General features: G+C 60.1%; 21 protein-coding genes and 1 tRNA gene. 15 read left to right on the top strand and 7 right to left on the bottom strand.

The genetic code is table 11. The annotated features are described in order from the left end of the window. Positions 1 to 157: 157 nt before the first annotated feature. From fdnG to AC06G5_RS14535, 7 genes are all read left to right on the top strand, one after another. The gene (gene fdnG / locus AC06G5_RS14505) at positions 158 to 3,223 is read left to right on the top strand and encodes a formate dehydrogenase-N subunit alpha (protein WP_480459765.1); all 3,066 of its coding nucleotides are present in this window, start codon (positions 158 to 160) and stop codon (positions 3,221 to 3,223) included. Beyond that, positions 3,224 to 4,159 (top strand): formate dehydrogenase subunit beta, encoded by a 936-nt coding sequence (gene fdxH / locus AC06G5_RS14510; RefSeq protein ID WP_413422747.1) that lies wholly within the window; start codon positions 3,224 to 3,226, stop codon positions 4,157 to 4,159. It begins immediately after the preceding gene. Then, complete coding sequence (locus AC06G5_RS14515) at positions 4,156 to 4,821, top strand: formate dehydrogenase subunit gamma (RefSeq protein WP_413422745.1); 666 nt, start codon at positions 4,156 to 4,158, stop codon at positions 4,819 to 4,821. Before fdxH ends, AC06G5_RS14515 begins: the two co-directional genes overlap by 4 nt. Positions 4,822 to 4,824: 3 nt before the next feature. Further along, positions 4,825 to 5,751 (top strand): formate dehydrogenase accessory protein FdhE, encoded by a 927-nt coding sequence (gene fdhE / locus AC06G5_RS14520; RefSeq protein WP_413422743.1) that lies wholly within the window; start codon positions 4,825 to 4,827, stop codon positions 5,749 to 5,751. 51 nt (positions 5,752 to 5,802) lie between these two features. After that, positions 5,803 to 7,233 carry an L-seryl-tRNA(Sec) selenium transferase gene (gene selA / locus AC06G5_RS14525; protein WP_480459767.1) on the top strand — a complete coding sequence of 477 codons (1,431 nt, stop codon included), beginning with the start codon at positions 5,803 to 5,805 and terminating at the stop codon, positions 7,231 to 7,233. Next, the gene (gene selB, locus AC06G5_RS14530; protein WP_480459768.1) at positions 7,230 to 9,137 is read left to right on the top strand and encodes a selenocysteine-specific translation elongation factor; all 1,908 of its coding nucleotides are present in this window, start codon (positions 7,230 to 7,232) and stop codon (positions 9,135 to 9,137) included. The genes selA and selB overlap by 4 nt, the downstream gene beginning before the upstream one ends. Positions 9,138 to 9,141: 4 nt before the next feature. Continuing rightward, positions 9,142 to 9,237 (top strand) — tRNA-Sec (locus AC06G5_RS14535). Between the two features lie 8 nt (positions 9,238 to 9,245). Here the strand turns inward: AC06G5_RS14535 and AC06G5_RS14540 are convergent. The 6 genes from AC06G5_RS14540 to AC06G5_RS14565 form a co-directional block, all read right to left on the bottom strand. Next, positions 9,246 to 10,577, bottom strand: a complete 1,332-nt coding sequence (locus AC06G5_RS14540) for an OprD family porin (RefSeq protein WP_480459770.1) — start codon at positions 10,575 to 10,577, stop codon at positions 9,246 to 9,248. A 313-nt stretch (positions 10,578 to 10,890) separates the two neighbouring features. Continuing rightward, the gene (locus tag AC06G5_RS14545) at positions 10,891 to 11,952 is read right to left on the bottom strand and encodes an alpha/beta fold hydrolase (protein ID WP_413704868.1); all 1,062 of its coding nucleotides are present in this window, start codon (positions 11,950 to 11,952) and stop codon (positions 10,891 to 10,893) included. A 163-nt stretch (positions 11,953 to 12,115) separates the two neighbouring features. Beyond that, positions 12,116 to 13,474 carry an ATP-binding protein gene (locus AC06G5_RS14550; RefSeq protein WP_413704867.1) on the bottom strand — a complete coding sequence of 453 codons (1,359 nt, stop codon included), beginning with the start codon at positions 13,472 to 13,474 and terminating at the stop codon, positions 12,116 to 12,118. Then, the gene (locus AC06G5_RS14555) at positions 13,450 to 14,115 is read right to left on the bottom strand and encodes a response regulator transcription factor (RefSeq protein WP_413424452.1); all 666 of its coding nucleotides are present in this window, start codon (positions 14,113 to 14,115) and stop codon (positions 13,450 to 13,452) included. The genes AC06G5_RS14550 and AC06G5_RS14555 overlap by 25 nt, the downstream gene beginning before the upstream one ends. An 81-nt stretch (positions 14,116 to 14,196) precedes the next feature. Then, positions 14,197 to 14,634, bottom strand: coding sequence for a hypothetical protein (locus tag AC06G5_RS14560; RefSeq protein ID WP_480459771.1), 438 nt, complete (start codon positions 14,632 to 14,634; stop codon positions 14,197 to 14,199). Positions 14,635 to 14,661: 27 nt separating this feature from the next. Beyond that, the gene (locus AC06G5_RS14565; RefSeq protein ID WP_413424448.1) at positions 14,662 to 15,426 is read right to left on the bottom strand and encodes a COG4705 family protein; all 765 of its coding nucleotides are present in this window, start codon (positions 15,424 to 15,426) and stop codon (positions 14,662 to 14,664) included. 272 nt (positions 15,427 to 15,698) lie between these two features. Between AC06G5_RS14565 and AC06G5_RS14570 the strand changes: the two genes are divergently transcribed. Further along, on the top strand, positions 15,699 to 16,208 hold the full coding sequence (locus AC06G5_RS14570) for a cupin domain-containing protein (protein WP_413424446.1): 510 nt from the start codon (positions 15,699 to 15,701) through the stop codon (positions 16,206 to 16,208). A 244-nt stretch (positions 16,209 to 16,452) separates the two neighbouring features. Here the strand turns inward: AC06G5_RS14570 and AC06G5_RS14575 are convergent, their stop codons facing one another. Beyond that, positions 16,453 to 17,586 (bottom strand): aminotransferase class V-fold PLP-dependent enzyme, encoded by a 1,134-nt coding sequence (locus AC06G5_RS14575; protein WP_480459774.1) that lies wholly within the window; start codon positions 17,584 to 17,586, stop codon positions 16,453 to 16,455. Between the two features lie 322 nt (positions 17,587 to 17,908). Between AC06G5_RS14575 and AC06G5_RS14580 the strand changes: the two genes are divergently transcribed. From AC06G5_RS14580 to AC06G5_RS14610, 7 genes are all read left to right on the top strand, one after another. Next, positions 17,909 to 18,376 (top strand): NUDIX hydrolase, encoded by a 468-nt coding sequence (locus tag AC06G5_RS14580; protein WP_413704864.1) that lies wholly within the window; start codon positions 17,909 to 17,911, stop codon positions 18,374 to 18,376. Between the two features lie 431 nt (positions 18,377 to 18,807). Then, on the top strand, positions 18,808 to 19,539 hold the full coding sequence (locus tag AC06G5_RS14585; RefSeq protein ID WP_413424440.1) for a GntR family transcriptional regulator: 732 nt from the start codon (positions 18,808 to 18,810) through the stop codon (positions 19,537 to 19,539). A gap of 136 nt (positions 19,540 to 19,675) precedes the next feature. Further along, positions 19,676 to 20,956, top strand: coding sequence for an MFS transporter (locus AC06G5_RS14590; protein WP_413424438.1), 1,281 nt, complete (start codon positions 19,676 to 19,678; stop codon positions 20,954 to 20,956). A 28-nt stretch (positions 20,957 to 20,984) separates the two neighbouring features. Then, on the top strand, positions 20,985 to 21,830 hold the full coding sequence (locus AC06G5_RS14595; protein ID WP_413424436.1) for an amidohydrolase family protein: 846 nt from the start codon (positions 20,985 to 20,987) through the stop codon (positions 21,828 to 21,830). Between the two features lie 157 nt (positions 21,831 to 21,987). Next, positions 21,988 to 23,319, top strand: coding sequence for an MFS transporter (locus AC06G5_RS14600; protein ID WP_413424434.1), 1,332 nt, complete (start codon positions 21,988 to 21,990; stop codon positions 23,317 to 23,319). Between the two features lie 145 nt (positions 23,320 to 23,464). Continuing rightward, complete coding sequence (locus tag AC06G5_RS14605) at positions 23,465 to 23,743, top strand: hypothetical protein (RefSeq protein ID WP_413705479.1); 279 nt, start codon at positions 23,465 to 23,467, stop codon at positions 23,741 to 23,743. 163 nt (positions 23,744 to 23,906) lie between these two features. Continuing rightward, on the top strand, positions 23,907 to 24,272 hold the full coding sequence (locus AC06G5_RS14610; protein ID WP_413424432.1) for a histone-like nucleoid-structuring protein, MvaT/MvaU family: 366 nt from the start codon (positions 23,907 to 23,909) through the stop codon (positions 24,270 to 24,272). Positions 24,273 to 24,293: the final 21 nt, after the last annotated feature.

Genomic DNA, 24,293 nt, shown 5'->3' on the forward strand with positions numbered 1-24,293 from the left:
ACAGAGGGGGTTATGTCTGCAGGGCCGACGGTCGGCTGTCATGGTGAATTCGACAGCATTGACTACAGTTTGTAGTGTCGGCAGCCAGACTGCCGCGACCGTGGTTGTTCAAAAAAGCCCGGCCATGTACCGGGCGCCACCTGATCAGGAGTGCACGATGGATCTCAGCCGTCGTCAGTTCTTCAAGGTCGCCGGCATCGGCCTTGCAGGCTCTAGCCTGGGCGCGTTGGGCATGGCCCCGACGCCAGCCTTTGCCGAACAGGTGCGTCACTTCAAGCTCGCCCATACCCATGAAACCCGCAACACCTGCCCGTATTGCTCGGTCGGTTGCGGCTTGATCATGTACAGCCAGGGCGATACGGCGAAGAATGTCGCGCAAAACATCATCCATATCGAAGGCGACGCCGACCACCCGGTCAACCGCGGCACCCTTTGCCCCAAAGGCGCAGGCCTGCTGGACTTCATACACAGCCCAGGCCGCCTGCAATACCCGCAGACGCGCAAACCCGGCAGCACCGAGTGGACCCGCATCTCCTGGGATGAAGCGCTCGATCGCGTCGCCGACCTGATGAAGGCCGACCGCGACGCCAACTTCACCGAGAAGAATGCCCAGGGCCAAACGGTAAACCGCTGGCTGACCACCGGTTTCCTCGCGGCATCGGCGGCCTCCAGTGAAGCGGGCTACATCACCCACAAGGTGGTTCGCAGTCTCGGCATGCTGGGGTTCGATAACCAGGCGCGTGTCTGACACGGCCCGACGGTGGCAAGTCTTGCCCCGACGTACGGCCGTGGAGCCATGACCAATACCTGGACCGATATCGCCAACGCGAATCTGGTTCTGGTGATGGGCGGCAACGCAGCAGAAGCGCACCCGTGCGGCTTCAAGTGGGTGACCGAGGCCAAGGCGCACAACAAGGCGCGGCTGATCGTGGTCGATCCGCGTTTTACCCGGACCGCCTCGGTGGCCGACTATTACGCGCCGATCCGTACCGGTACCGACATCGCCTTCATGGGCGGGTTGATCAATTATCTGCTGACCGAGGACAAGATCCAGCACGAATACGTGCGCAACTACACCGACGTATCGTTCATCGTCAAAGCCGGTTATGGCTTCGAGGACGGGATCTTCAGCGGTTACGATGCGGCCAAACGCCTCTACACCGACAAGTCCGGCTGGGGTTATGAACTGGGCGAGGACGGCTTTGCCAAGGTCGATCCGACCCTGCAAGACCCACGCTGTGTCTATCAGTTGATGAAGCAGCATTACAGCCGCTACAGCAAAGAGCTGGCGAGCCAGATTTGTGGCATGCCGGTCGATGCCATGCAGAAAATATGGGAGGAAATCGCCACTTGCTCGCAACCGGGCAAGACCATGACCATCCTCTATGCGCTGGGCTGGACCCAGCACTCGACTGGCGCGCAGATGATCCGCAGCGCGGCGATGGTGCAATTGCTGCTGGGCAACGTCGGCATGCCGGGCGGGGGGGTGAATGCCTTGCGCGGGCACTCCAACATCCAGGGGCTGACGGACCTGGGGCTGTTGTCCAATTCACTGCCGGGATACCTCTCGCTACCCGGCGATGCCGAACAGGACTACAACGCCTATATCGTCAAGCGCACGCAGAAACCATTGCGTCCGGGGCAACTGTCCTACTGGCAGAACTACGGCAAATTCCACGTCAGCCTGATGAAAGCCTGGTATGGCGCCAACGCAACGGCCGAGAACAACTGGGCCTACGACTACCTGCCGAAACTGGACATTCCCCAATACGACATCCTCAAGGTGTTTGATTTGATGGGCCAGGGCAAGGTCAACGGCTACCTGTGTCAGGGCTTCAACCCGATTGCCGCGTTGCCGGACAAAAACCGGGTGACCGCGGCACTGGCCAAACTGAAGTGGCTGGTGGTGATGGACCCGCTGGCCACCGAAACTTCGGAATTCTGGCGCAACGTCGGGTCGTACAACGATGTGAAGAGTGCCGACATCCAGACCGAAGTCATTCGCCTGCCCACCACCTGCTTTGCCGAGGAGGATGGCTCGCTGGTCAACAGCAGTCGCTGGCTGCAATGGCACTGGAAGGGCGCCGACGGGCCGGGTGAAGCGCAGACCGACATCCGCATCATGAGCGAACTGTTCGTGCGCCTGCGCCAGCGCTATCAGGCCGAAGGCGGCAAGTTCCCCGATCCGCTGCTCAAACTGTCGTGGCCGTACAAGATCCCGAACGAACCTTCGCCCGAGGAGCTGGCGAAGGAAATCAACGGCTACGCCACCACTGACTTCACCGACGCCACGGGCGCGGCAATCAAGGCCAATTCGCAACTGGCCGGGTTTGGCCAGCTCAAGGATGACGGCAGCACGGCGTCCGGCTGCTGGATTTTCTGTGGCAGCTGGACCGAACTGGGCAACCAGATGGCCCGCCGCGACAACAGCGACCCGTACGGCATGCACCAGCATCAAGGCTGGGCCTGGGCGTGGCCGGCCAACCGGCGGATTCTCTACAACCGTGCCTCGGCGGACCTGCAAGGCAAACCGTGGGATCCGAAAAAACGCCTGGTGTGGTGGAACGGCAAAGCCTGGGGCGGCACCGATGTGCCGGACTACAAGGTCGACGTGCCGCCGGAAGCCGGGATGAATCCGTTCATCATGAACCCCGAGGGCGTGGCGCGATTCTTCGCCGTCGACAAGATGAACGAAGGCCCGTTCCCCGAACACTACGAGCCGTTCGAGACGCCGATCGGCATCAACCCGCTGCACCCGCAAAACAAGAAAGCCACCAGCAACCCGGCGGCGCGGATCTTCGATTCGGTCTGGGATTCCCTTGGCGTGGCCAAGGATTACCCGTACGCCGCCACCAGTTACCGGCTGACCGAGCATTTCCACTTCTGGAGCAAGCATTGCAAGCTCAACGCGATTGCCCAGCCCGAGCAGTTCGTGGAAATCGGCGAGGTGCTGGCCAAGGAAAAAGGCATCGTCGCCGGCGATCGTGTGCGGGTCAGCAGCAAGCGTGGCTTCATTGAAGCGGTGGCCGTGGTGACCAAGCGGATTCGCCCGCTGCAGGTCAACAATCAGGTGGTGCACCAGATCGGCATTCCGCTGCACTGGGGGTTCACCGGGCTCACGCGGCACGGCTACCTGACCAACACCCTGGTGCCGTTCCTCGGCGATGGCAACACCCAGACCCCGGAATCCAAGTCATTCCTGGTCAACGTGGAGAAAGTCTAAATGGCCAGCCAAGACATCATCGCCCGTTCGGCCACCACCACAGCCCCGTCCTCAATACGCCAGCAGGAGGAAGTCGCCAAGCTGATCGACACCACCAAATGCATCGGCTGCAAGGCTTGCCAGGTCGCCTGCTCGGAATGGAACGAACTGCGGGACGAGGTCGGTCACAACCATGGCACCTACGACAACCCGCAGGACCTCACCGCAGAAACCTGGACGCTGATGCGCTTCACCGAGCACGAGACCGACGCCGGCAACCTGGAGTGGCTGATCCGCAAGGATGGCTGCATGCACTGCGCCGAGCCCGGTTGCCTGGCGGCGTGCCCCAGCCCCGGCGCGATCATCAAGCACGCCAATGGCATCGTCGATTTCAACCAGGACCATTGCATCGGCTGCGGCTACTGCATCACCGGGTGTCCGTTCAACATTCCACGGATCTCGCAAAAGGATCACAAGGCCTACAAATGCACCTTGTGCTCGGACCGGGTGGCGGTGGGGCTGGAACCGGCCTGCGTGAAAACCTGCCCGACCGGTGCCATCGTGTTCGGCTCCAAGGACGACATGAAGGTGCATGCCGCCGAACGTATCGTCGATCTGAAAAGCCGGGGCTTTGAAAACGCCGGTCTGTATGACCCCGAAGGCGTCGGAGGCACTCACGTGATGTACGTGTTGCACCACGCCGATACGCCAAGACTGTACGCCGGTTTGCCCGATCACCCGGCAATCAGCCCGCTGGTAGGGCTGTGGAAAGGCGTCAGCAAGCCGTTGGCGCTGCTGGCCATGGGCGCAGCGGTGCTGGCCGGGTTCTTCCACTACGTGCGCGTCGGCCCGCAAATCGTCGAAGAGGATGAACATCCGGCCCCGCCGGACAACGCCGTGCACGAAGTCGATCCGTCGGTGCATACCTTCGATCCCCGTGGGGAGGGCAGGCCATGAGCAACAAGACGATCCTGCGCTACACCAGCAACCAGCGCACCAATCATTGGCTGGTGGCAATCCTGTTTTTCATGGCCGGATTGTCCGGGTTGGCGCTGTTCCATCCGGCGCTGTTCTGGCTGAGCAACCTGTTCGGCGGTGGACCGTGGACACGCATCCTCCACCCGTTCATGGGCGTGCTGATGTTCGTGCTGTTCCTCGGCCTGGTGTTGCGCTTCTGGCGCGCCAATTACTTCATCGCCAATGACCGCCTGTGGCTCAAGCGCATCGACCGGGTGATGCTGAACAAAGAGGAGGGCGTGCCACCCATCGGCAAATACAACCCCGGGCAGAAGCTGCTGTTCTGGACTTTACTGCTGTGCATGCTGGTGCTGCTATTGAGCGGTCTGGTGATCTGGCGTGCGTACTTCAGCGACTGGTTCGGCATCACCACGATTCGCTGGGCGATGTTGCTGCATGCGTTGGCCGCTTTTGTGCTGATCCTGAGCATCATCGTGCACATCTATGCCGGGATCTGGATCAAAGGCTCGGTCAGCGCCATGTTGCACGGCCGGGTCAGCCGTGGCTGGGCGAGGAAACACCACGAACTCTGGTATCGCCAAGTGACTCAAGATGAGACCCGCGACGAAGCACCCCAGCGTCCGATCACCAAAAAGGGCTGACATTTGCCAACCATCCTCGAACCCGGAGAAATCGAAGCGGCGGCCAGTTCGCCGCCGTTTCTGTACATGCCACCACATAACCTGTTCAGCCTGCGCGCCTTACGTCTGGAGACGCTGGCCGAAGGGCATCCGTTGGCCGATTACCTTCATTTGATTGCCGGGTTGTGCCGGGTACAGCAACAGGTGTTTAACGACCCGCCACTTGGCGATCCCCTCGACCGACAACGCATCGAATTGTGCCAGCAACACGGCTTGCCGCCGTTCGCAGCCGACAGCCTGGCGCGCGAAGACGATTGGCAGCTTTACCTCGATGCCTTGCTGCAGCGCTATAGCGCACCGCAACCCTGCGCCGTGGCCGATGCCTTGGAAACCTTGCGCCTGGCCGGTGCCGGGCAACGCCGCGCCTGGGCGGTGGCGTTGCTCAGCGGCCAGTATTCGCTGGTGCCAGCGGCGCTGGTGCCGTTTCTCGGTGCGGCGTTGCAAACAGCGTGGAGTCACTGGCTGTTGAGTACGCCAAACCTGGCCCTGACTCCCGGCGACAGCCTCAGCCAGTGCCCGGCCTGTGGCTCGCCGGCCATGGCCGGGGTCATCCGCCATCGCGGCAAGCACAATGGCTTGCGTTATCTGGTCTGTTCGCTGTGCGCCTGCGAGTGGCATGTGGTGCGGGTCAAGTGCGTGTATTGCGAGCAGAGCAAAGGCCTGGAGTACCTCAGCCTTGAAGATGACCGCCATGCCGCCAACCAGGCGCCGTTGCGCGCCGAAGTCTGCCCCGGTTGCAACAGCTATCTGAAGTTGCTCTATCTGGAAAACGATGCGGATGCCGAAGCGCTGTCGGCAGACCTGTCCAGCCTGATGCTCGACATGCGCCTGGCCCAGGACGGTTATCAGCGTTTGGCACCGAATCTGTTGCTGGCTCCGGGAGACGAGTAACCGCAGCGTCTACACTCTGGCGCGACGGTCATTCGTTTTCAGGAGCGCCAGATGTCTGCACACGGTGCCAGGCAACCCCTGCGTCTACCTTCCATCGACAGTTTGTTACGTCACCCGGCGTGCCTGCCGTTGGCCGAGCGCTATGGCCGCGACGTCCTGCTGACGGCCTTGCGGTGTTTGCTGGATGAGTTGCGGGAAAGGGTGCAGCACGGTTTGCTCGAACCTGTAGAGGTCAGCGCTGAGGTGCTGGCCGGCAGGGTCGGCGAACGATTGGCAATCGAGCATCGCAGCCATGTGCGCCGGGTATTCAACCTCACCGGCACGGTGCTGCACACCAACCTCGGGCGGGCATTGCTGCCCGAGGAAGCGATTGAAGCGGTGCAAATGGCTGCCCGCTATCCGCTCAACCTGGAGTTTGACCTGCGCAGTGGCAAGCGCGGTGACCGCGACGACCTGATCGAAGGTTTGATCCGCGAACTGACCGGCGCCGAAGCGGTGACCGTGGTCAACAACAATGCCGCAGCGGTCTTGCTGACCCTCAACAGCCTGGGCGCGCGCAAGGAAGGAATTATTTCCCGCGGTGAACTGATTGAAATCGGCGGTGCCTTCCGCATTCCCGACATCATGGCCCGTGCCGGGGTGAAGCTGGTTGAGGTCGGCACCACCAATCGCACCCATGCCCGCGACTACGAGGCCGCCATCGGCTCGCGCAGCGGATTGATCATGCGCGTGCACGCGAGCAACTACAGCATTCAAGGCTTCACCACGAGCGTGCCGACCGCCGAACTGGCGCAACTGGCCCACCGGCACGGTTTGCCGCTGCTCGAAGACCTCGGCAGCGGCAGCCTGCTGGACTTGACCCGCTGGGGGCTGCCGGCTGAGCCGACGGTGCGTCAGGCGTTGCTCGATGGCGCGGACATCGTCACCTTCAGTGGCGACAAACTGCTCGGCGGGCCGCAAGCCGGGCTGATTGTCGGCCGCCAGGAACTGATCGCCAGGATCAAGAAAAACCCGCTCAAGCGTGCGCTGCGGGTCGACAAAATGACCCTGGCTGCCCTGGAAGCGGTGTTGGGTTTGTACCGCAACCCGGACCGACTGGCCGAGCGCTTGCCCAGCCTGCGCCTGTTGACCCGGCCACAGGCCGATATCCTCGCCCAGGCCGAGCGACTGCGGCCGGCGCTGGCCCAGGTGGTGGGCGAGGACTGGAGCGTCAGCGCCATGCCGGCACTGGGCATGATCGGCAGCGGCAGCCAACCGGTGGCGCGGCTGGCCAGCGCGGCGCTGTGCCTGCGTCCGCTGACGTCCAAGCGCTTGCGCGGGCGGTCCCTGTTGACGCTGGAAGCAGCCTTTCGCGCATTGCCGATCGCGGTACTCGGGCGCATTGACGATGACGCCCTGTGGCTGGACCTGCGGCAACTGGACGACGAATCGGCATGGCTGGCACAGCTCGATCAATTGCAGGTGGAGGGACGGGCAGGGTGATTGTCGGCACCGCAGGGCACATCGACCACGGCAAGACGGCGCTGCTCCAGGCGCTGACCGGTCAGGCGGGCGACCGGCGCCGGGAAGAGCGTGAGCGCGGCATGACCATCGACCTCGGCTACCTGTATGCCGAGCTGGAACCGGGAGCGGGCTTGACCGGTTTCATCGACGTACCCGGGCATGAACGCTTCACCCACAACATGCTTGCCGGGGCACAGGGCATCGATCTGGTGTTGCTGGTAGTGGCCGCCGATGACGGGGTGATGCCGCAGACCCGCGAGCACCTGGCGATTGTCGAGTTGCTGGGCATCCCGCGTGCGCTGGTGGCGATCAATAAGTGCGACCGGGTCGACAGCGCCAGGGTGCAGGTCGTGCGCGATCAGGTCCGCACCTTGCTCGCGCCCGGGCCGTATGCCGAAGCGCCGCTGATTGCGCTGTCGAGCTCCACCTGCGAGGGCATCGAATCCTTGCGCAAGGCGTTGCTCGATGCCCAGCGTGAAGTGGTGCAACGAAGCACGGAAGGTGGTTTTCGCCTGGCGATCGATCGGGCGTTCAGCGTGGCCGGGGCCGGTATCGTGGTGACTGGTACGGCGCTGTCCGGCCAGGTCGTGGTGGGCGATACCTTGCTGCTGGGGCCACAAGGCAAACCGGTGCGCATTCGCGGCCTGCACGCGCAAAACCAGGCCGCCGACCACGCCGTTGCCGGCCAGCGCGTGGCATTGAACCTGAGTGCCGAACGGCTGGCCCTGGAGCATATCCATCGTGGCCACTGGTTGCTGGCCGCCGGCTCGTACGCACCGAGCCAACGCCTGGACATCGACATGCAGCTGCTCCCCGGCGAACCCCGGGCCTTCGAGCACTTTCAACCGGTGCACGTGCACCTCGGCACCCAGGACGTCACCGGTCGAGTCGCCTTGCTCGAAGGCGTCAGTCTGGCGCCCGGTGGGCGGATGTTCGCGCAACTGCTGCTCAATACAGCGGTGCAGGCGGTGAAAGGCGACCCGCTGATCCTGCGCGATCAGAGTGCCCAACGAACCCTGGGCGGCGGCCGGGTGCTGGATCCGTTTGCACCCGCCCGGCAACGTCGCAGCCCGGAACGATTGGCGCAACTGCAGGCGCTGGCGAACAGCACAAGGCTGGAAGATGTGTTGCCGGCATTGCTGGCCCACAGCGACAGCGGGCTCGATCCGCAGCGCCTGGAGCGGCAGTTCAACCGACCGCGCAGCAGTTGGACATTGCCCGCGGATGTGCGCTTGATCGACACCCGTCAAGGCGCGTTGCTGTTCAGTGCCAGTCGCTGGGAAGCCTTGAAGGCTGCAGTGCTCGAGCACCTCGAGCGTTTCCATCAGCTTGAAGCCGATCAGATGGGGCCGGACCGGGATCGCCTGCGCCGATTCACCGGTAGCGAAATGGAGCGTTCGACGTTTATCAGCCTGCTCGACGAATTGCTGGCTAGCGGCGACATCGCCAGCAGCGGCCCATGGTTGCATCTGCCAGGGCATCAGGTGCGTTTGAGCGAAGAGGACGAAGCCCTGTGGCTGCAATTGCAACCGTTGTTCGAACAGGCGGGCTTCGCCCCGCCGTGGGTTCGCGACCTGGGGCATGACGAAGCGGCCGTGCGCGGGTTGCTGCGCAAAATGGCGCGCCTGGGTTTGATGCACCAAGTGGTGCGGGACCTGTTTTACCCCGACAGCATGATTCGCCGATTGGCGGCTATGCTGTTGCAACTGGCGGACGCCAACCCGGTGATCCAGGTGGCGGCGTTTCGTGATGCGGTGGGCCTGGGGCGCAAGCGCAGCATTCAGATACTGGAGTACTTCGACCGTATCGGCCTGACCCGGCGTTTTGGCGATCGTCGGCAGGTTCGCCCGGACAGTGCGTTGGCCCGGCGCACAGAGCTCTGATCAAGGAAGGCAATCGCGCCCGGTGGCGCGGCCGGGCTTCAAACCCGGTTGGGGACGGCATCCGTTCCCGGGCAGGTTCGACTCCGGCTGCCTTCCGCCACTTTGCGCTCAGAACGGCCCGAAGTTCAGCGGGTACTGGATGACCACGTACACCCGGTCGATGTCATCGCCGGCCTGGGCCGCGTTCGCCCGGTGCGACACATGGGACAGTTGCAGCGACAAACCCTTGGCCGACCCGGACTGCACGACGTAGTGCAGGTCGATGTCGCGCTCCCAGTGTCGGCCCCCGGCACCTTGTTGCGGCACGAAGGTGCCGGCCGCCGGGTCGAACGGGTTGTACGCCCCGCCTTGTGGTGCATGCGTGCCGTCGATCTGGTCGCCGGTGACGTAACGGGTCATGAACTTCAGGCCGGGTATCCCGAAGGTGGCCAGGTCCAGGTCGTAACGAACCTGCCAGGAGCGTTCGTGGGCGCCGTTGAAGTCGGCGAACTTGATCGAGTTGGCCAGGTAGATGGAGTCGCCACCGACAAAATCAAACGGCGTATCACCGTCGATTTTCTGATAGGCCAGGGTGAACGCCTGGGCGCCCAGCGTGTACTGGCCGGACAGGCTGTACGCGGTGTTGTCGATGGCACCGGCCAGCGCCTGGCCAGTGTCCTTGGTGTGATAGAGGTTGGCGTCGATGAACACGTCGGACTGCTTGAAGTGCAGATTGCCGTAGTACTGGTGCCAGGTGTCGGTCAACTCCGAGGCGTACAGCGCGCCGCCGACCGGGCTTTGGGTAAACAGGTCGGCGCCGACAAACGAAATGCCACCAGCCTCGGTGTTGGCGCCATAACCGAAAAAGTCGCCCTTGCCTGAAGCGCTGTCCTGATTCTTGAACGCCGTGAAGTGGCCAGCTTGCAGGTTCATGCCGTCGATTTCGCGACTGTTGAGCAGAAAGCCAGTCGCGTATTCCGGTTGCAGGCGTTTGTCCGCAGTGTCGAATACCGGGGACTCGACCATCATTTCGCCAAACGCCAGGGTGGTTTTCGAGGCCTTGAGCTTGATCGCGCCGCCACCGCTGGAGTAGTCGCTTTCACTGCGGTCATCACTGCCCACGGGCAGCAAACCGGTGCCGGAATGGCCCTTGCCGCCATCGAGTTTCAATCCGAGAAAGGCATGGGCATCAAGGCCGACACCGATCGTGCCCGGTGTGAAGCCGGATTCAAAAGTGCCGATAAAACCCTGAGCCCACTCGGCTTTGTAGTTCTTGCCGGTCGGCGAGGGGGATCGATAATCGCTGTTCAGGTAAAAGTTTCGACTGAGCACGCCAAGCGTTGCGCCGTCCAGAAAGCCCTGCGCCGATTCATCCGCCACCGCGGTCCCGACCGTGCCGGCGAGCAGCACCGATAACCAAAGCTGTAATCGGGCCCTGAGGTCTTGCGAGTCATACTTCATCAATCGTTCACCACAGGCACAGCGACGGTGGGGGGATTCACTGTAGGAGCGAGCTCGCTCGCGATGGTCTCAAGTGAGCCGCGTTAAGGCAGTAAACACGCGTTATCGTTAACGACCATCGTCGGAACGCCGCCCGGAGCAAGCTCGCTCCTACAGGAGGAGTGAGGACGCCATGGTTACGTAGATCGGGCAGGGAATATTGAATCGGTGTGCTGTGTTTGACTCATAGCGCATGCGCACGGCCCGTTTACGTAAACGAGCCGTGCGGTGGAGGTCGTTGTTCGGGGGAAAAGCGCGTAAACCGAATCAGCCCTCAAAGATGGTCCGCATCGATCACAGCCTTGGCGAACGCCTGCGGAGCTTCCTGCGGCAGGTTGTGGCCGATGCCGCCGTTGATCAGCCGGAACTCGTATTTGCCGGTGAAACGCTTGGCATAGTCTTCGGGCGCAGGGTGCGGTGCGCCATTGGCATCGCCTTCCAGGGTAATGGTCGGCACGCTGATGGACGGCGCCGTGGCCAGTTTCTGCTCCAGCGCTTCGTATCGGCTTTCGCCCTCGACCAGGCCCAGGCGCCAGCGGTAGTTGAACACGGTGATGTCGACATGGTCCGGGTTGTCCAGTGCCTTGGCGCTGCGGTCAAAAGTGGCGTCATCGAACGCCCATTTCGGCGAAGCCAGTTGCCAGATCAGCTTGGCGAAGTCGTGGGTGTTTCTCTCGTAACCGGCCTGGCCGCGTTCAGTGGCGAAGTAGAACTGATACCACCACTGCAATTCCGCCTTGGGTGGCAGCGGGTTCTTGCCGGCTGCCTGGTTGCCGATCAGATAACCGCTGACCGAGACCAGTGCCTTGACCCGTTCCGGCCACAGCGCCGAGACAATGTCGGCCGAGCGCGCACCCCAGTCATAGCCACCGAGCACCGCTTGCTTGATCTTCAGCGCGTCCATGAAGTCGATGACATCACTGGCCAGCGCAGCCGGCTGGCCGTTGCGCTCGGTTTTTTCCGACAGGAAACGTGTATCGCCATAGCCGCGCGCATAGGGCATCAGCACCCGATAGCCCTTGGCGGCCAGCAACGGCGCGACCTCGGCATAACTGTGAATGTCGTACGGCCAGCCGTGCAGCAGGATCACCACCGGCCCGTTGGCCGGGCCGGTTTCGGCGTACGCCACGTCCAGCAGCCCGGCGTTGACATGCTTGAGCGGGCCGAAGGGCGAGGGCGCGGCCTGTGTGGCAGGGGTCGCCGCTGGCTGCGCGGCGGCGGCCGTTTGCGCATGGGCCACGCCGAGCACGCCGAACAGCGCAAGCGCGAGGATAGAAGGGCCGACCAGGTGGCGGCGAGTCTTGCCGGGTTTGCTGTTGTGCAGCGCCATCTTCATGGGATATCTCCATTACCAGCCATGGGTCAGGGGGCCTGTCTGAGCCCCTTCAAACATTGCTTGCATTAAAGCGCGGTAACGTATCCGGCCTGTGTCGAATCGACGGCCGGATGAAAGTCTGTGTATCGGGCAGTCCTGCTGACACACTGTGATACACAGGGATTTAGTCTATGCCTCTTGGTAGCCCGATCGAAACACATAAGCCGCTTTTGTCCGTCTCATTCGAGAATCCCAGATGCAGACGAGCCCCGGTGCGCTCAGCGATGGCCCTGACGATGGACAAGCCCAGCCCTGAGCCTGACTCTTCAGTGCCCACGCTGCGATAGAACGGGTCGAACACGCGCATTTGTTCATCGGCGGTGATACCCGGTCCGGAATCCTTGACCTGAAGGATCACGGTTTCCTGCGCCAGCTCCACCGACAGGTCGACGCGTCCGCCGCAAGGGGTGTAGCGGATCGCGTTGTCCACCAGATTTTTCACCAGGATCAGCAGGTCCATTTCGTTGATGACGAGCTGCACGTCCTGGGTACTTTCAACACCGATATCGATGTTCTTGCGCTCCGCCAGGGGCAGCAGGTCCTCCAGCACCCGTCGATAGACCTCATGCACTGAAACCGTGGTCTGCGGCCGCTCCGCGTTCGATTGCGCGGCGGCCAGGGCCAGCAACTGATCGATCAGCTTTCTGCTGCGCTCTATGCCGCGCGACAGCGGCAGCAGGCGCTCGACGGCTTGCGTCGGCATGGGTGTGGCCTGTAGTCGCTCGGCTTGCAAGGACAGGGCGGTCATGGGCGAGCGCAGTTCGTGGGCGGCGTCGGCGATGAAGCGGCGCTGGTTTTCCATGGACTGCGCAACCCGCGCCAGCAGGCGATTGATGGCCACGACGAAAGGGCGGATCTCGGTTGGCAAATGGTGTTCGTCGACCGGGTGCAGGGCCTGTTTGTCGCGTCGGTCTATGTCATCGGAGAGGGTGGCGATGGGGCGAAACAGCTTGTGCACCAGATCGCTCACCACCAGCAACAGCACCGGAAACAGAATGAGAAACGGCAGCAGGCTGCGCAAGGCACTCTCGCGCGCCTCCTTGTCGCGAACCCCCGTCTCCTGGGCCACGACGATGCGCTCGCCACGGGTGGTGGTCCTGACCAATGCGCGAAAGTCTTCGCCAGCGATATTCAAGGTCGACAGGCCATTGGCCAGCGTCGTGGGGAAGGGCAGCGGCAGGACGTTGTCGTCAGTGGTGCCGACGGCTTTGCCGCTGTCGGTCAGGTATTGCACGATGACCCTGGATTCCTCGTCGTCACCGGCAATTTTTCCGGCAGTGGGGTAGTGCAGGGTCATCTGCTGCCGATCGAACAGGACGGCCACCTGACGCAAGGTTTCGTCCTGCATTTCGTGGGCCTCGTCGAGGGCCGAGACGAACGCAAACATCCCGGCCAGCACCGCCACGAGCAGGATGGCCAGCGACAGCGCGACCGACAGTCGTACCTGGACCGAGTCGCTCAGGCGCTTTTTGAAACCATCCATCCCATACCCCTGACATTCTTGATGACCTGGTTGCCCAGCTTGCGTCGCAGCGAATGAATCAGAAACTCCACGGCGTTGCTTTCCACTTCGTTGCCCCAGCCGTAGAGGCGGTCTTCGAGTTCGCTGCGCGAGAGGATCGCCCCCGGGCGGATCAGCAGGGCCTGCAGCAGGGCGAATTCGCGGCTGGACAGTTGGACGTTGGGGGTTTGCGCCGTACTCGCCTGTTTCGACACCAGGTCCAGTGCCACCACACCGTTGTCCAGCAATGACTGGGCGCTACCGCCTTTGCGCCGCAGCACCGCGCGCATGCGGGCAAGCAGCTCGGCCATGTCGAAGGGTTTGAGCAAGTAGTCGTCGGCGCCACCGTCGAGGCCGCGCAGGCGATCGTCGAGGCTGTCCCGTGCGGTGATGATCAGCAGAGGTACCGGGTTGTTGCGGCCGCGAATGCTGTCGAGCACATCGAGCCCGTCCTTGCCTGGCAACCCGAGGTCGAGCAGCACCAGGTCGTAGGGCTGGGTCTCCAGCGCCGAAAGCGCGGTAAGGCCGTTTTTCACCCAGTCGGTCGCGTAGCTCGCATCACTCAGTGCGCCGTGGATGGCGTCCCCGATCATCGGGTCATCTTCGACCAGCAATATGCGCATGTCCCGCTCCGAAAAAAAGGCGCGGCGGTCTTGACCGTCGCGCCTGTATTGAAGCACCTGTACCGGCGTTTGTCCGCCTGGTTATTGCGCGCCCTTCATCGAGTCGAAGGCCTTCATCAGCTCGTCCATGCGGGCCTTGCTGTCGCTCTGTTGCGGACTGCTGGCGCGCAAGGCGTCGAGCGCGCGGTCAATGGCCTTGTCCACAACATGCCAGTCGCTGGCAGCGCGAGGCTTGATCCCGGCTTCGGCCGAGTCCCAGGTGCTTTCCAGGTCCTTGATGCGGGCTTTCGCGCCCGGCAGGTCGTTTTTATCGACGAGCGCGACAACGTCGGCGGCGATGCTGCGGAACTCGGACAGGTCACCCAATTTTGAACCGGACTGGGTTTGTGCACTCATCGCACCGGATGTGGCGCCCGCAGCAGGTTTGTCGGCGGGTTTCGAGCAACCGGCGGCGATGCTGAGCAAAAAGATCGACGAGACAATGGCGACGTGGCGAATGATGTTTTGAAAAGAGCGCATGACGATTCCTTGATGAGCTATTAAGTGTTACTGAGTGACGGGTTTGCGGTTGCCGATGCTGACCTGTGCGACCGCAACCAGCAGGACGATGACGCACAGGAAGATCGCGCTGGTCCAGGTGGCGCCCATGCCAAGGCCACCGTAGGTCCTGGATTGGGTCAGCAAGTCGCCGAGAGAGGCACCGAACGGACGGGTCAGGATGTAGGCGATCCAGAAGGTCAGCACCATGTTGGCGCCCAGGCGCCAGGCCACCAGGGTTGCGGCGATCAGCGCGGCGAAAATCACGGCACCGAGGGTGAAACCCAGGCCGAGCGCTTCGGTCGCGAGGTCACCGGCCGCCGTACCGAGGGCAAAGGTGCAGAGCACGGTCGTCCAGTAGAACCATTCCCGTCGTGGTGTGACGATCTCGCGGATCGACAGGTTGTGTTCCACCCGGTACCAGACGAAAAAATTGAGCGCGAGCAGAACAGAAAACACGGCCGTGCTGGTGTACAGGCTGACGTCGAGAACGTCGGTCAGGATGTCGGTGAGTTGCGTCCCGACGATGCTCACCAGCACCACGCTCAGCCAGTAGATCCAGGGCGAACAGGCGGTCTTGCGCATCTGCAGGAACAGGGCGATGGCCAGCAAAGTCGCCATGCCAACGCTGGTCCAGCCCAGGCCGAGGCCGGCATCGACTGCGAGAAAGTCCGCGCCGGTTTCACCCACCGTCGTGGACAGGATCTTGATCACCCAGAATGACAGGGTCACCTCGGGTACTTTGTTGAGCCATCCGGCTGTATCGGGTTTCATGGGCGGGTTGCCTCTCCTGTGCAGCGCCGAACTTGCGCAAGGGAGACGATACGCAGCGAAACTTAGCTGAGACTGAGGGGCAGGGAAGTCGACCGGTTTTCCGATACGGCTTCGAGGTCCAGGTTGACTTCAGGTCGACAAAACATGTTTTTGCCGGGACAGGGTGCCTGGGCAGGATAAAAGCCAACTCGACTAAAGCACTATTTAGTCGAATTATGTCGATAAATGCTGCGAATATGACACTAAAATCAAGAATAGGAGGTGATCTGAAAATGACTCAAGACACCCTGGAAATTGGAGAAATGGTCAAGGCCCTGGGTCTTGAGCCCCATATCGAAGGTGGATTCTTTCGCAGAACCTACCAATCGGACGACCAGAACACGATTGTGACTCCGGGTGGCCAGCGCCATTGCATGACGTCGATTTTCTATCTGTTGACCCAGGATTCTCCGATTGGCCATTTCCATCTCAACCAGTCAGACATCGTTCATTACTATCATCTGGGCGATCCGATTCAGTACACGCTGATTTTTCCGGACGGTACATTGCAAACCATTGTGATGGGTCACGATGTTCTCGCCGGACAACGCTTGCAGCTGCACGTGCCGGGCGGGATCTGGAAAGCTTCACAGCTGATGCACGGCGCTGCGGGGTTCGGCTTGATCAGTGAAGCGGTTTCGCCAGGATTTGATTTCGCGGACATGGAAATGGGTGATAGGCAAAAGCTTGGTCAACAGTTTCCCGGGTATCGGGCGCTGATCGAAAAGCTGACGCGAGGATGAGGTGGTTGCGTGCTTCAAGATCTGTGTGAGTCAGGGTCAATCCGGGGATATCGCATGGGATAGCGCTGAAGGGTGCACGTGTCAGTAAGACGCGTGCACGGGCTTTCCCTTATGGTTCTAACATGACGTCCGGGCGACCAGCGTCATATTCGTCGAAGATCAGCGCCATGGGCCGGCAGTGCCCAGGGCAGGACGCCTTCCTGGAATTCACAAGTTCGGTATGTGCTGCGGGCAAGATGAGGGCTTAGTTAACCATCACCTCGTCCAGTGCCTGCTCGAGGGTGGTGACCGTGCGCTCGATATTGTGCAGTTTTTCGAGCCCGAACAGACCGATGCGGAAGGTCTGGAAGTCGGCTGGCTCGTCGCATTGCAACGGTACTCCAGCGGCGATCTGCAGGCCGTGGTTGGCAAATTTCTTACCGCTCTTGATGTCGGCATCATCGGTGTAGCTCACCACTACGCCAGGGGCCTGAAAGCCGACTGCGGCCACGCTTTTGATGCCTTTGCCGGTCAACATCGCGCGTACCCGATCGCCTAGAGCCTGTTGTTCGTCGCGGACCTTGTCGAAACCGTAGGCTTGCGTCTCTTTCATCACTTCGTTGAATCGCGCGAGGGAATCGCTGGGCATGGTGGCATGGTAGGCATGTCCGCCCTGTTCGTAGGCCTGCATGATCTGAAGCCACTTTTTCAGGTCGCAGGCGAAGCTGCTGCTATGTGTCTGTTCGATGCGCTCAAGGGCCAAGGAACTGAGCATCACCAGGGCGCAGCAAGGGGAGGCGCTCCAGCCTTTCTGCGGTGCGCTGATCAGCAGGTCGACTGCGCATTTCTGCATATCAACCCAAAGCGTGCCTGAGGCGATGCAGTCCAGCACGAACAGGCCACCCACCGCATGCACGGCGTCGCCGACGGCCCGCAGGTACTCGTCGGGCAGGATAATCCCTGATGAGGTTTCAACGTGGGGGGCGAAGACAATCTGCGGCTTCTGCGCCGCAATGGCTGCCAGCACTTCGTCCAGAGGGGGTGGGGCGTAGGCAGCCTGGCGACCAGTGTCGACCGGTCGGGCTTTCAGCACCGTGGTGGCCGCCGGGATGTTGCCCATCTCAAGGATCTGGCTCCAGCGATAACTGAACCAGCCGTTGCGTATCACCAGGCATTGCTGGTCGGTGGCAAGCTGTCGCGCCACCGCTTCCATGCCGAATGTGCCGCTGCCCGGGACCACCGCAACAGCCTGGGCGCTGTAGACCAGTTTCAGGGTCCTGGAAATGTTCTTCATCACGCCTTGAAATGACTGCGACATGTGGTTGAGCGAGCGGTCGGTGTAGACCACTGAGTACTCGACCAGCCCCTCGGGATCGATACTGGGATATAGCTTTGACATGGGGTGACTCCTTTGGCAGAGATCTCAGTGGTATCGACCCTGCCCTAAGCCTTGGCAAATGACAAGATTGCTCGGGATTGATTTGCGACTTCTGTCGAGCGGCCGGCATCATCAGGTCGATTACTGGACGTAGCAATGCTCGCAGGTGGCTGCTGAGTTGTGGGAGGGTGGGCCTTAAAGGTTCCTACCTCCTTACGTTCGGTCGATAACGACCAGTTACGAAGGGCAGCAGCCGGCCCCAAGCGGACATCTGAATATCTGGCCGCTTGCGTAAGGGATAAGGCAGTAAGATGTGTGCTTCATTGCCGATAAGGAAATCGCCATGTCACCGAACAAGGCTTGCCCGGTCATCCTCTCCAGTATTCCTGGCACACACATCCTTCTGTTCCGCCATCCAATAGCAGGCGTACAACTGGTCAAAGGGACAATCGAGACAGGTGAAACTCCAGCTCAGACCGCTCTGCGTGAATTAAGCGAAGAATCAGGCATAGAAGCCGCCTCGGTTGTCAGCGATTTGGGCTGCTGGGACGCCGCGCATCTCGACCAGATATGGTCATTTCAACTGTGTTACACGCAGGCACTTTGGCCGGAGCAATGGAATCATCACACGCTCGATGACCATGGTCACACCTTCAGCTTTTTTTGGGCTCCGCTCGATGATTTGCCGTTTGCCGACTGTCATCCGGTCTTCCGTCGAGCATTACGGTGCCTGACTGCCACACTGACAGCGCAAGGTTATGTATTGGCTCATGATCAAAGCACAAACATATCATCCGAAGCTCCGACTTGATGTTCGCAAGCGGCTTTCGACCGGTTGAATCCACAGCCGAAAGCGGCCCTGAGATGAACGTCCGCTTTTGGCAGCTGCCTGTCGCGACGGATAACAATCGTCCAGGGATGCTATTTCCGGGCGACAACGTTCAACACGTAGCAAACAAATTTCGACCGATTCGAAACATCAGATGGCTGCTCCCGCTGAGCCATACCACACGGCCAATCAGCCTGATCTACAAGGCATGTACGCCTCGATAAGGTCGTTGATGGACAAGCTTCGCAGACCCTGCGGCAAGAACTGCCGAGGCGGCATTCAGCTGCTTGAATCTGTTACCGCCCTCCGTTCGTCAGCCAGGTTCGGACACCCTTCTTGACAGAAAAATGCATCAGGAGAATACTCGCCTCAAGATTCATATATATGACTAGATAACAAGGTGAATAAAGTCGATGAGCTCCTTATCCAGTGATGTCCGGCTACCGCTTTATCAGCGCCTGCGAGATCAGTTGGCTGAACAGATTGCCAACAATCGCTGGCGTCCGGGAGAGGCCATTCCCACCGAGGCTGCACTTTCAGCTGAGTACCAACTGTCCACTGGCACCGTACGCAAAGCGGTCGACGCGCTGGTCAGTGAGGGCGTTCTGGAGCGTCAGCAAGGTCGAGGCACCTTCGTTCGCCGGCCGCAGTTTCAATCGTCACTGTTCCGATTTTTCCGCTTCCAGACCGCTGCGGGCGAGCGCCAGGTGCCGGAGAGTCGCATCTTGTCGATTGAGCCGGTGGCCGCACCCTCAGCGGTGGCCCAAACGTTAGGCCTGCCAATCGACGCACCGGTTATTCGCATTGTTCGCGTACGTCTTCTCGATGTTCAGCCGGTACTTGCCGAAGAAATCTGGCTGCCTCGCAGCCGGTTTCAGCCGCTGCTGGAGATCGACCTGAGTCGAAAAGGGCCGCTGTTGTATCCGATTTACGAAGAGGTCTGCGGTCAGGTCGTCGCTTCTGCCGAAGAAACGCTCACCGCCGAGTCTGTAAACGACGTGCATGCGCGATTGCTGCAAGTACCGGTCAACAGTCCCGTGGTGGTGATCGAGCGTCTGGCGCGTGACTACGCCGGGACGCCTCTGGAATGGCGTCGCTCCCGTGGGCATGCCGAGCACTTCCGTTACAGCGTGGATATTCGCTAGCGCCTTGCCTCAATAGCGGATCGCTCATCGGCGCCTGATCTGCGCCGGCTTCATCGTCTTGCTTGCCATGCCTGGTCTCATAGCGGCGCGGTTCGCTTTCGGCTGCCTCACGTTTCACTTATAAGGATAAGAAATCATGTTCAGCTGGTATCGCCAAGTCACTCCTCGGGAGCGCAAAACGTTTTGGGCCTGCTTCGGCGGATGGTCGCTGGATGCTCTGGAAGTACAAATGTTCGGCCTGGCCATTCCGGCGTTGATCGCTGCGTTCGCACTGACCAAGGGCGATGCCGGGCTGATCAGCGGCGTCACGCTGGTCACTTCGGCCATCGGCGGATGGGTAGGGGGGACGTTGTCCGACCGCTACGGCCGGGTGCGTACGTTGCAGTGGATGATTCTGTGGTTCTCCTTCTTCACCTTTCTGTCCGCCTTCGTCACCGGGTTCCATCAGTTGCTGATGGTCAAGGCACTGCAAGGCTTCGGCATTGGCGGTGAGTGGGCTGCCGGCGCGGTATTGATGGCCGAAACCATCAACCCGAAATACCGCGGCAAAGTGATGGGCACCGTGCAAAGTGCCTGGGCCGTCGGTTGGGGCCTGGCGGTCGGGGTATTTGCACTGATTTATACGTTCGTACCGCAAGACATGGCCTGGCGTGTGATGTTTATCGTAGGCCTGCTGCCGTCATTCCTGATCCTCTGGGTACGCCGCAATGTCGAGGAGCCCGACAGCTTCCAGCGTTTGCAGAAAGAACACGCCATTCCGCAGAGTTTCTTCAAATCCCTGGCCGGTATTTTCCGTCCTGAACTGCTCCGCGTTACGCTGTTCGGCGGGTTGTTGGGTCTGGGCGCACACGGCGGATACCACGCGGTGATGACGTGGCTGCCGACATTCCTCAAGACCGAACGCAACCTGTCGGTGCTGAACTCCGGTGGCTACCTGGCCGTGATCATCTTTGCCTTCTGGTGTGGCTGCGTTGTTAGCGGATTCTTGATCGACCGTATTGGCCGCCGCAAAAACATCGTGCTGTTCGCCCTGTGCTGTGTGGTTACCGTGCAGTGCTACGTGTTCCTGCCCCTGACCAATACCCAAATGCTGTTCCTCGGTTTTCCACTTGGCTTCTTCGCGGCTGGCATTCCGGCCAGCCTCGGTGCACTGTTCAATGAGCTGTACCCGGCGGATGTGCGCGGCGCTGGCGTGGGTTTTTGCTACAACTTCGGCCGAGTGCTCTCTGCGGTGTTCCCGTTTCTGGTCGGCCATATGAGTGACTCCATGTCGCTGGGCTCGGCCATTGGTATTGACGCCGGGATCGCCTATGGCGTGGCGGTAGTCGCGGCCCTCTGCCTGCCGGAAACCCGTGGTCGCAGTCTCGAAGCTACAGCCTCATCCGTCCCGGTTAACGGCGAGAGCGCCCGAGCGTGATGATCCTTACTTGCGATAGATGAAACCCATGTCTGATACCTGTTCAACATCGATCACTGGCATCGATTCCCATGCGCATGTCTTTAGTCGGGGACTAAGCCTGGCCGTTACACGGCGCTACGCCCCTGACTACGATGCCCCGCTTGCCGAGTATCTGAACCACCTGGCTGCCCATGGTTTGAGTCATGGCGTATTGGTGCAGCCGAGCTTTCTCGGTACCGACAACAGCTATCTGCTGGCGGCGTTGAGGCAAGCGCCGGAGCAGTTGCGAGGCGTGGTCGTGCTGGAGCCAGGCGTTAGTCGCGCCACGTTGGATGAGATGGATCACCTGGGCGTGGTCGGCGTTCGCTTGAACCTGATGGGCAAGGCGTTACCTGATTTTCGTAACAGTGCCTGGAGAGAGTTTTTCAGCCACATCGCTGATCTTGACTGGCATGTCGAATTGCATCGGGAGGTAAAGGATCTGCCGGGACTGATCCATCAATTGATGCCGTTCGGCTTGAAGTTGGTGATTGATCATTTCGGCCGGCCGGATGCCCGTTCGGGGGTCGATCAGCCCGGGTTTTGCGAGTTACTGGAATTGGGCTCGAAAGGGTCGATCTGGATGAAGGTATCGGGAATCTATCGCTTGGGAGGTACGCCGCAACAGAACATCAATTTCGCTCGAATGGCATTACCGCTGTTGGAACAAAGTTTCGGCCTTCGCCAGCTTGTATGGGGCAGCGACTGGCCGCACACGCAGCATGAGCAAAGCATCGGCTTCGGCACAGTAATCGATCAGCTGCAAGCCCTGGAGTGTTCGACGCAGCTTAGTTATTCGTTGCTGGTGCAAGCACCTCGAAGGCTATTCGGTTTTGCAAAAGGCGAAAGCTGAAACTTACGCCTGCATTAGCAGATAACCATTCATCTCACCCATTTATAACGAAAACATACAGAAAGTTTGAAGTGTGACGTTGCAGTCGAACCTCTCGTGCCGCATCGAGAAGTTCTGCACAGGGTCAGCCTATTCCAATTACAAAAGAGTGGTCTCCATGAACAAGCCATCCAATGCTGAAATTGAAAGTTCGACGATGCGCAAGTTGGGGTTTCGCCTGATTCCCTTTCTCGTGCTCTGTTATTTCATCGCCTACATCGACCGAGTCAATATCGGCTTCGCTGCCCTGACCATGAACCAGGACATCGGCCTGACGGCCAGTGCGTTCGGATTCGGCGCCACGCTGTTTTTCGTTGCTTATGTACTTTGCGAAATGCCCAGCAACATGGCCATGGAGCGTTTCGGTGCCCGGCGGTGGATCGCGCGCATCATGATCACTTGGGGGATCGTCGGGTTCTGTTCGGCATTTGCGGTCGGGCCGATATCCTATTCGATTTCCCGCTTTCTCTTGGGTGCAGCCGAAGCCGGTTTCTTCCCCGGCGTCATTCTTTACCTCACGCAGTGCATCCCCAAAGCGTACATGGCTCGAATAGTTGCGCTGTTCATGGTGGCGATACCACTCTCCAACTTTCTCGGCTCGCCTGTGTCGGCACTGCTGTTGCAAATGGACGGCCTGGCAGGCCTCAAGGGATGGCAGTGGTTGCTTATGCTTGAAGCAATTCCCGCAATCACTCTGGGATTGCTCGCGCTGAAGGTATTGCCAAATCGACCAAGCGAAGCGAAATGGTTGACTCAGCAGGAACAGGATTGGCTGAGCGAGCAACTGACCAGCGATAAGGCCGCGCGGGAAAGTCGTATTCCTCAACACGCTCATAGCATAAGCGGCACCCTCAAGGCCGTGTTTACTAACAAATATGTATGGGTACTTTCGATTATCTACATGGGCAGTTCGGCAACCAGCAATACGCTGTCGCTGTGGATGCCGCAGATCCTGAAGTCCTTCCATCTGTCCAACATGCAAACGGGTCTGCTGAACATGATTCCGTTCGGCATGGCCGCCGCTTTCATGATTTTCTGGGGGCTGCGTGCGGACAAGAGCGGGGAGCGGATCAAGAGCACTGCTATACCGCTGGCCATTACTGCAGTGAGCTTCGCGGCCACGCTGTTCACGGACTCCCTGACCATCACGCTGATACTGCTGACGCTCGTATTGATGGGTAACTATGCGATCAAGGGGCCGTTCTGGGCACTTTGTTCCGAATCCCTGCCGCCGGCGACTTTGGCCACCGGGATTGCCGCGATCAATACCTTTGCCCACTTGGGTACGGGCGCCATGAGTTCAGTGATCGGGGTACTGCGTGATCAGACCGGGAGTTTTCCTATCGCACTGATGCCGCTCTGTGCATTGACCGCGATCGGTTCGCTATTGGTGTTTCTGATTGGCAAACAGAACCGTCGTGCGAAGCAAATCGCTACGGTCAGCAGTTAACCCATTCCCGCTGAGGAGGCTCGGAAATGGTGGGCCTCCTCGTTGCCTATGATCCACTTTTCAAAATGTAGCGCTGTTCAGCAGCGAGGTGATTCCAGCGCTCACTTTGGGTAGCAGTCTATAGCTTGTTGCCGCAGCTATAGGAATGGCGGGTGGCTACGCGCTCTGGAACATAGGCATCTTGCGCGGAAATCTCACCTTGCTGGCGACGGTCTCCTACTTCGCACCCGTGCTGTCATCGGCATTTGCTTCAGTATGGTTGGGCGATGTGTTGAATAAACAGTTTTGGCAAGGAGGGCGGTGCTGGTTACAGCAGGATCGCTTATCTGTTGGCAAGCTACTCGACAGCGAAGTGATTCAGTATGAGCGCTGGGTGTTGGGAGCTTCATACGACGTTCGCTTCCGGACTAATGTTAGTGTTTAAGTTAACTATGTTCTGCTTCTCGTCTTACTGCTCCCAAGTACGTGAGCACCTGCTACCTCCGTGATTCAATCTATCGGTCGAAAGATCACGTAGGACACTTGTCCTAAATTCAAATTGCTGTTTTTGGTGTGTTGTTAGGAGACTAACTACATAGAGAATCATCATGTCTAAGCTTGCAGAATTCCGCCAACTCGAAAAACACCTGGCCGAGCAGCTCCAAGCGCTCGAAGCTCTCAAAGACGATGCTGGCCTCAAGAAAGAAATCGAATTCGAAACGAAGCTTCGCGCTTTGCTGGCTGAGTATGGTTACAGTCTGAAAGACGTGATCAACCTGCTTGATCCACAAGCGGGCCGCCGTGCTCCAGCAGCCGAATCTAAAACCGGCAGCCGAAAGCCACGCCAAGTGAAGGTCTACAAGAACCCGCACACCGGCGAACTCGTCGAAACCAAAGGTGGCAATCACCGGACGCTGAAAGAGTGGAAAGCCGAATACGGCTCTGCCACGGTCGAGTCCTGGCTGACCAAGTGATCTCGGTTTGAGTACAAGAAA

Source organism: Pseudomonas sp. WT-JTC, from assembly GCF_056711565.1.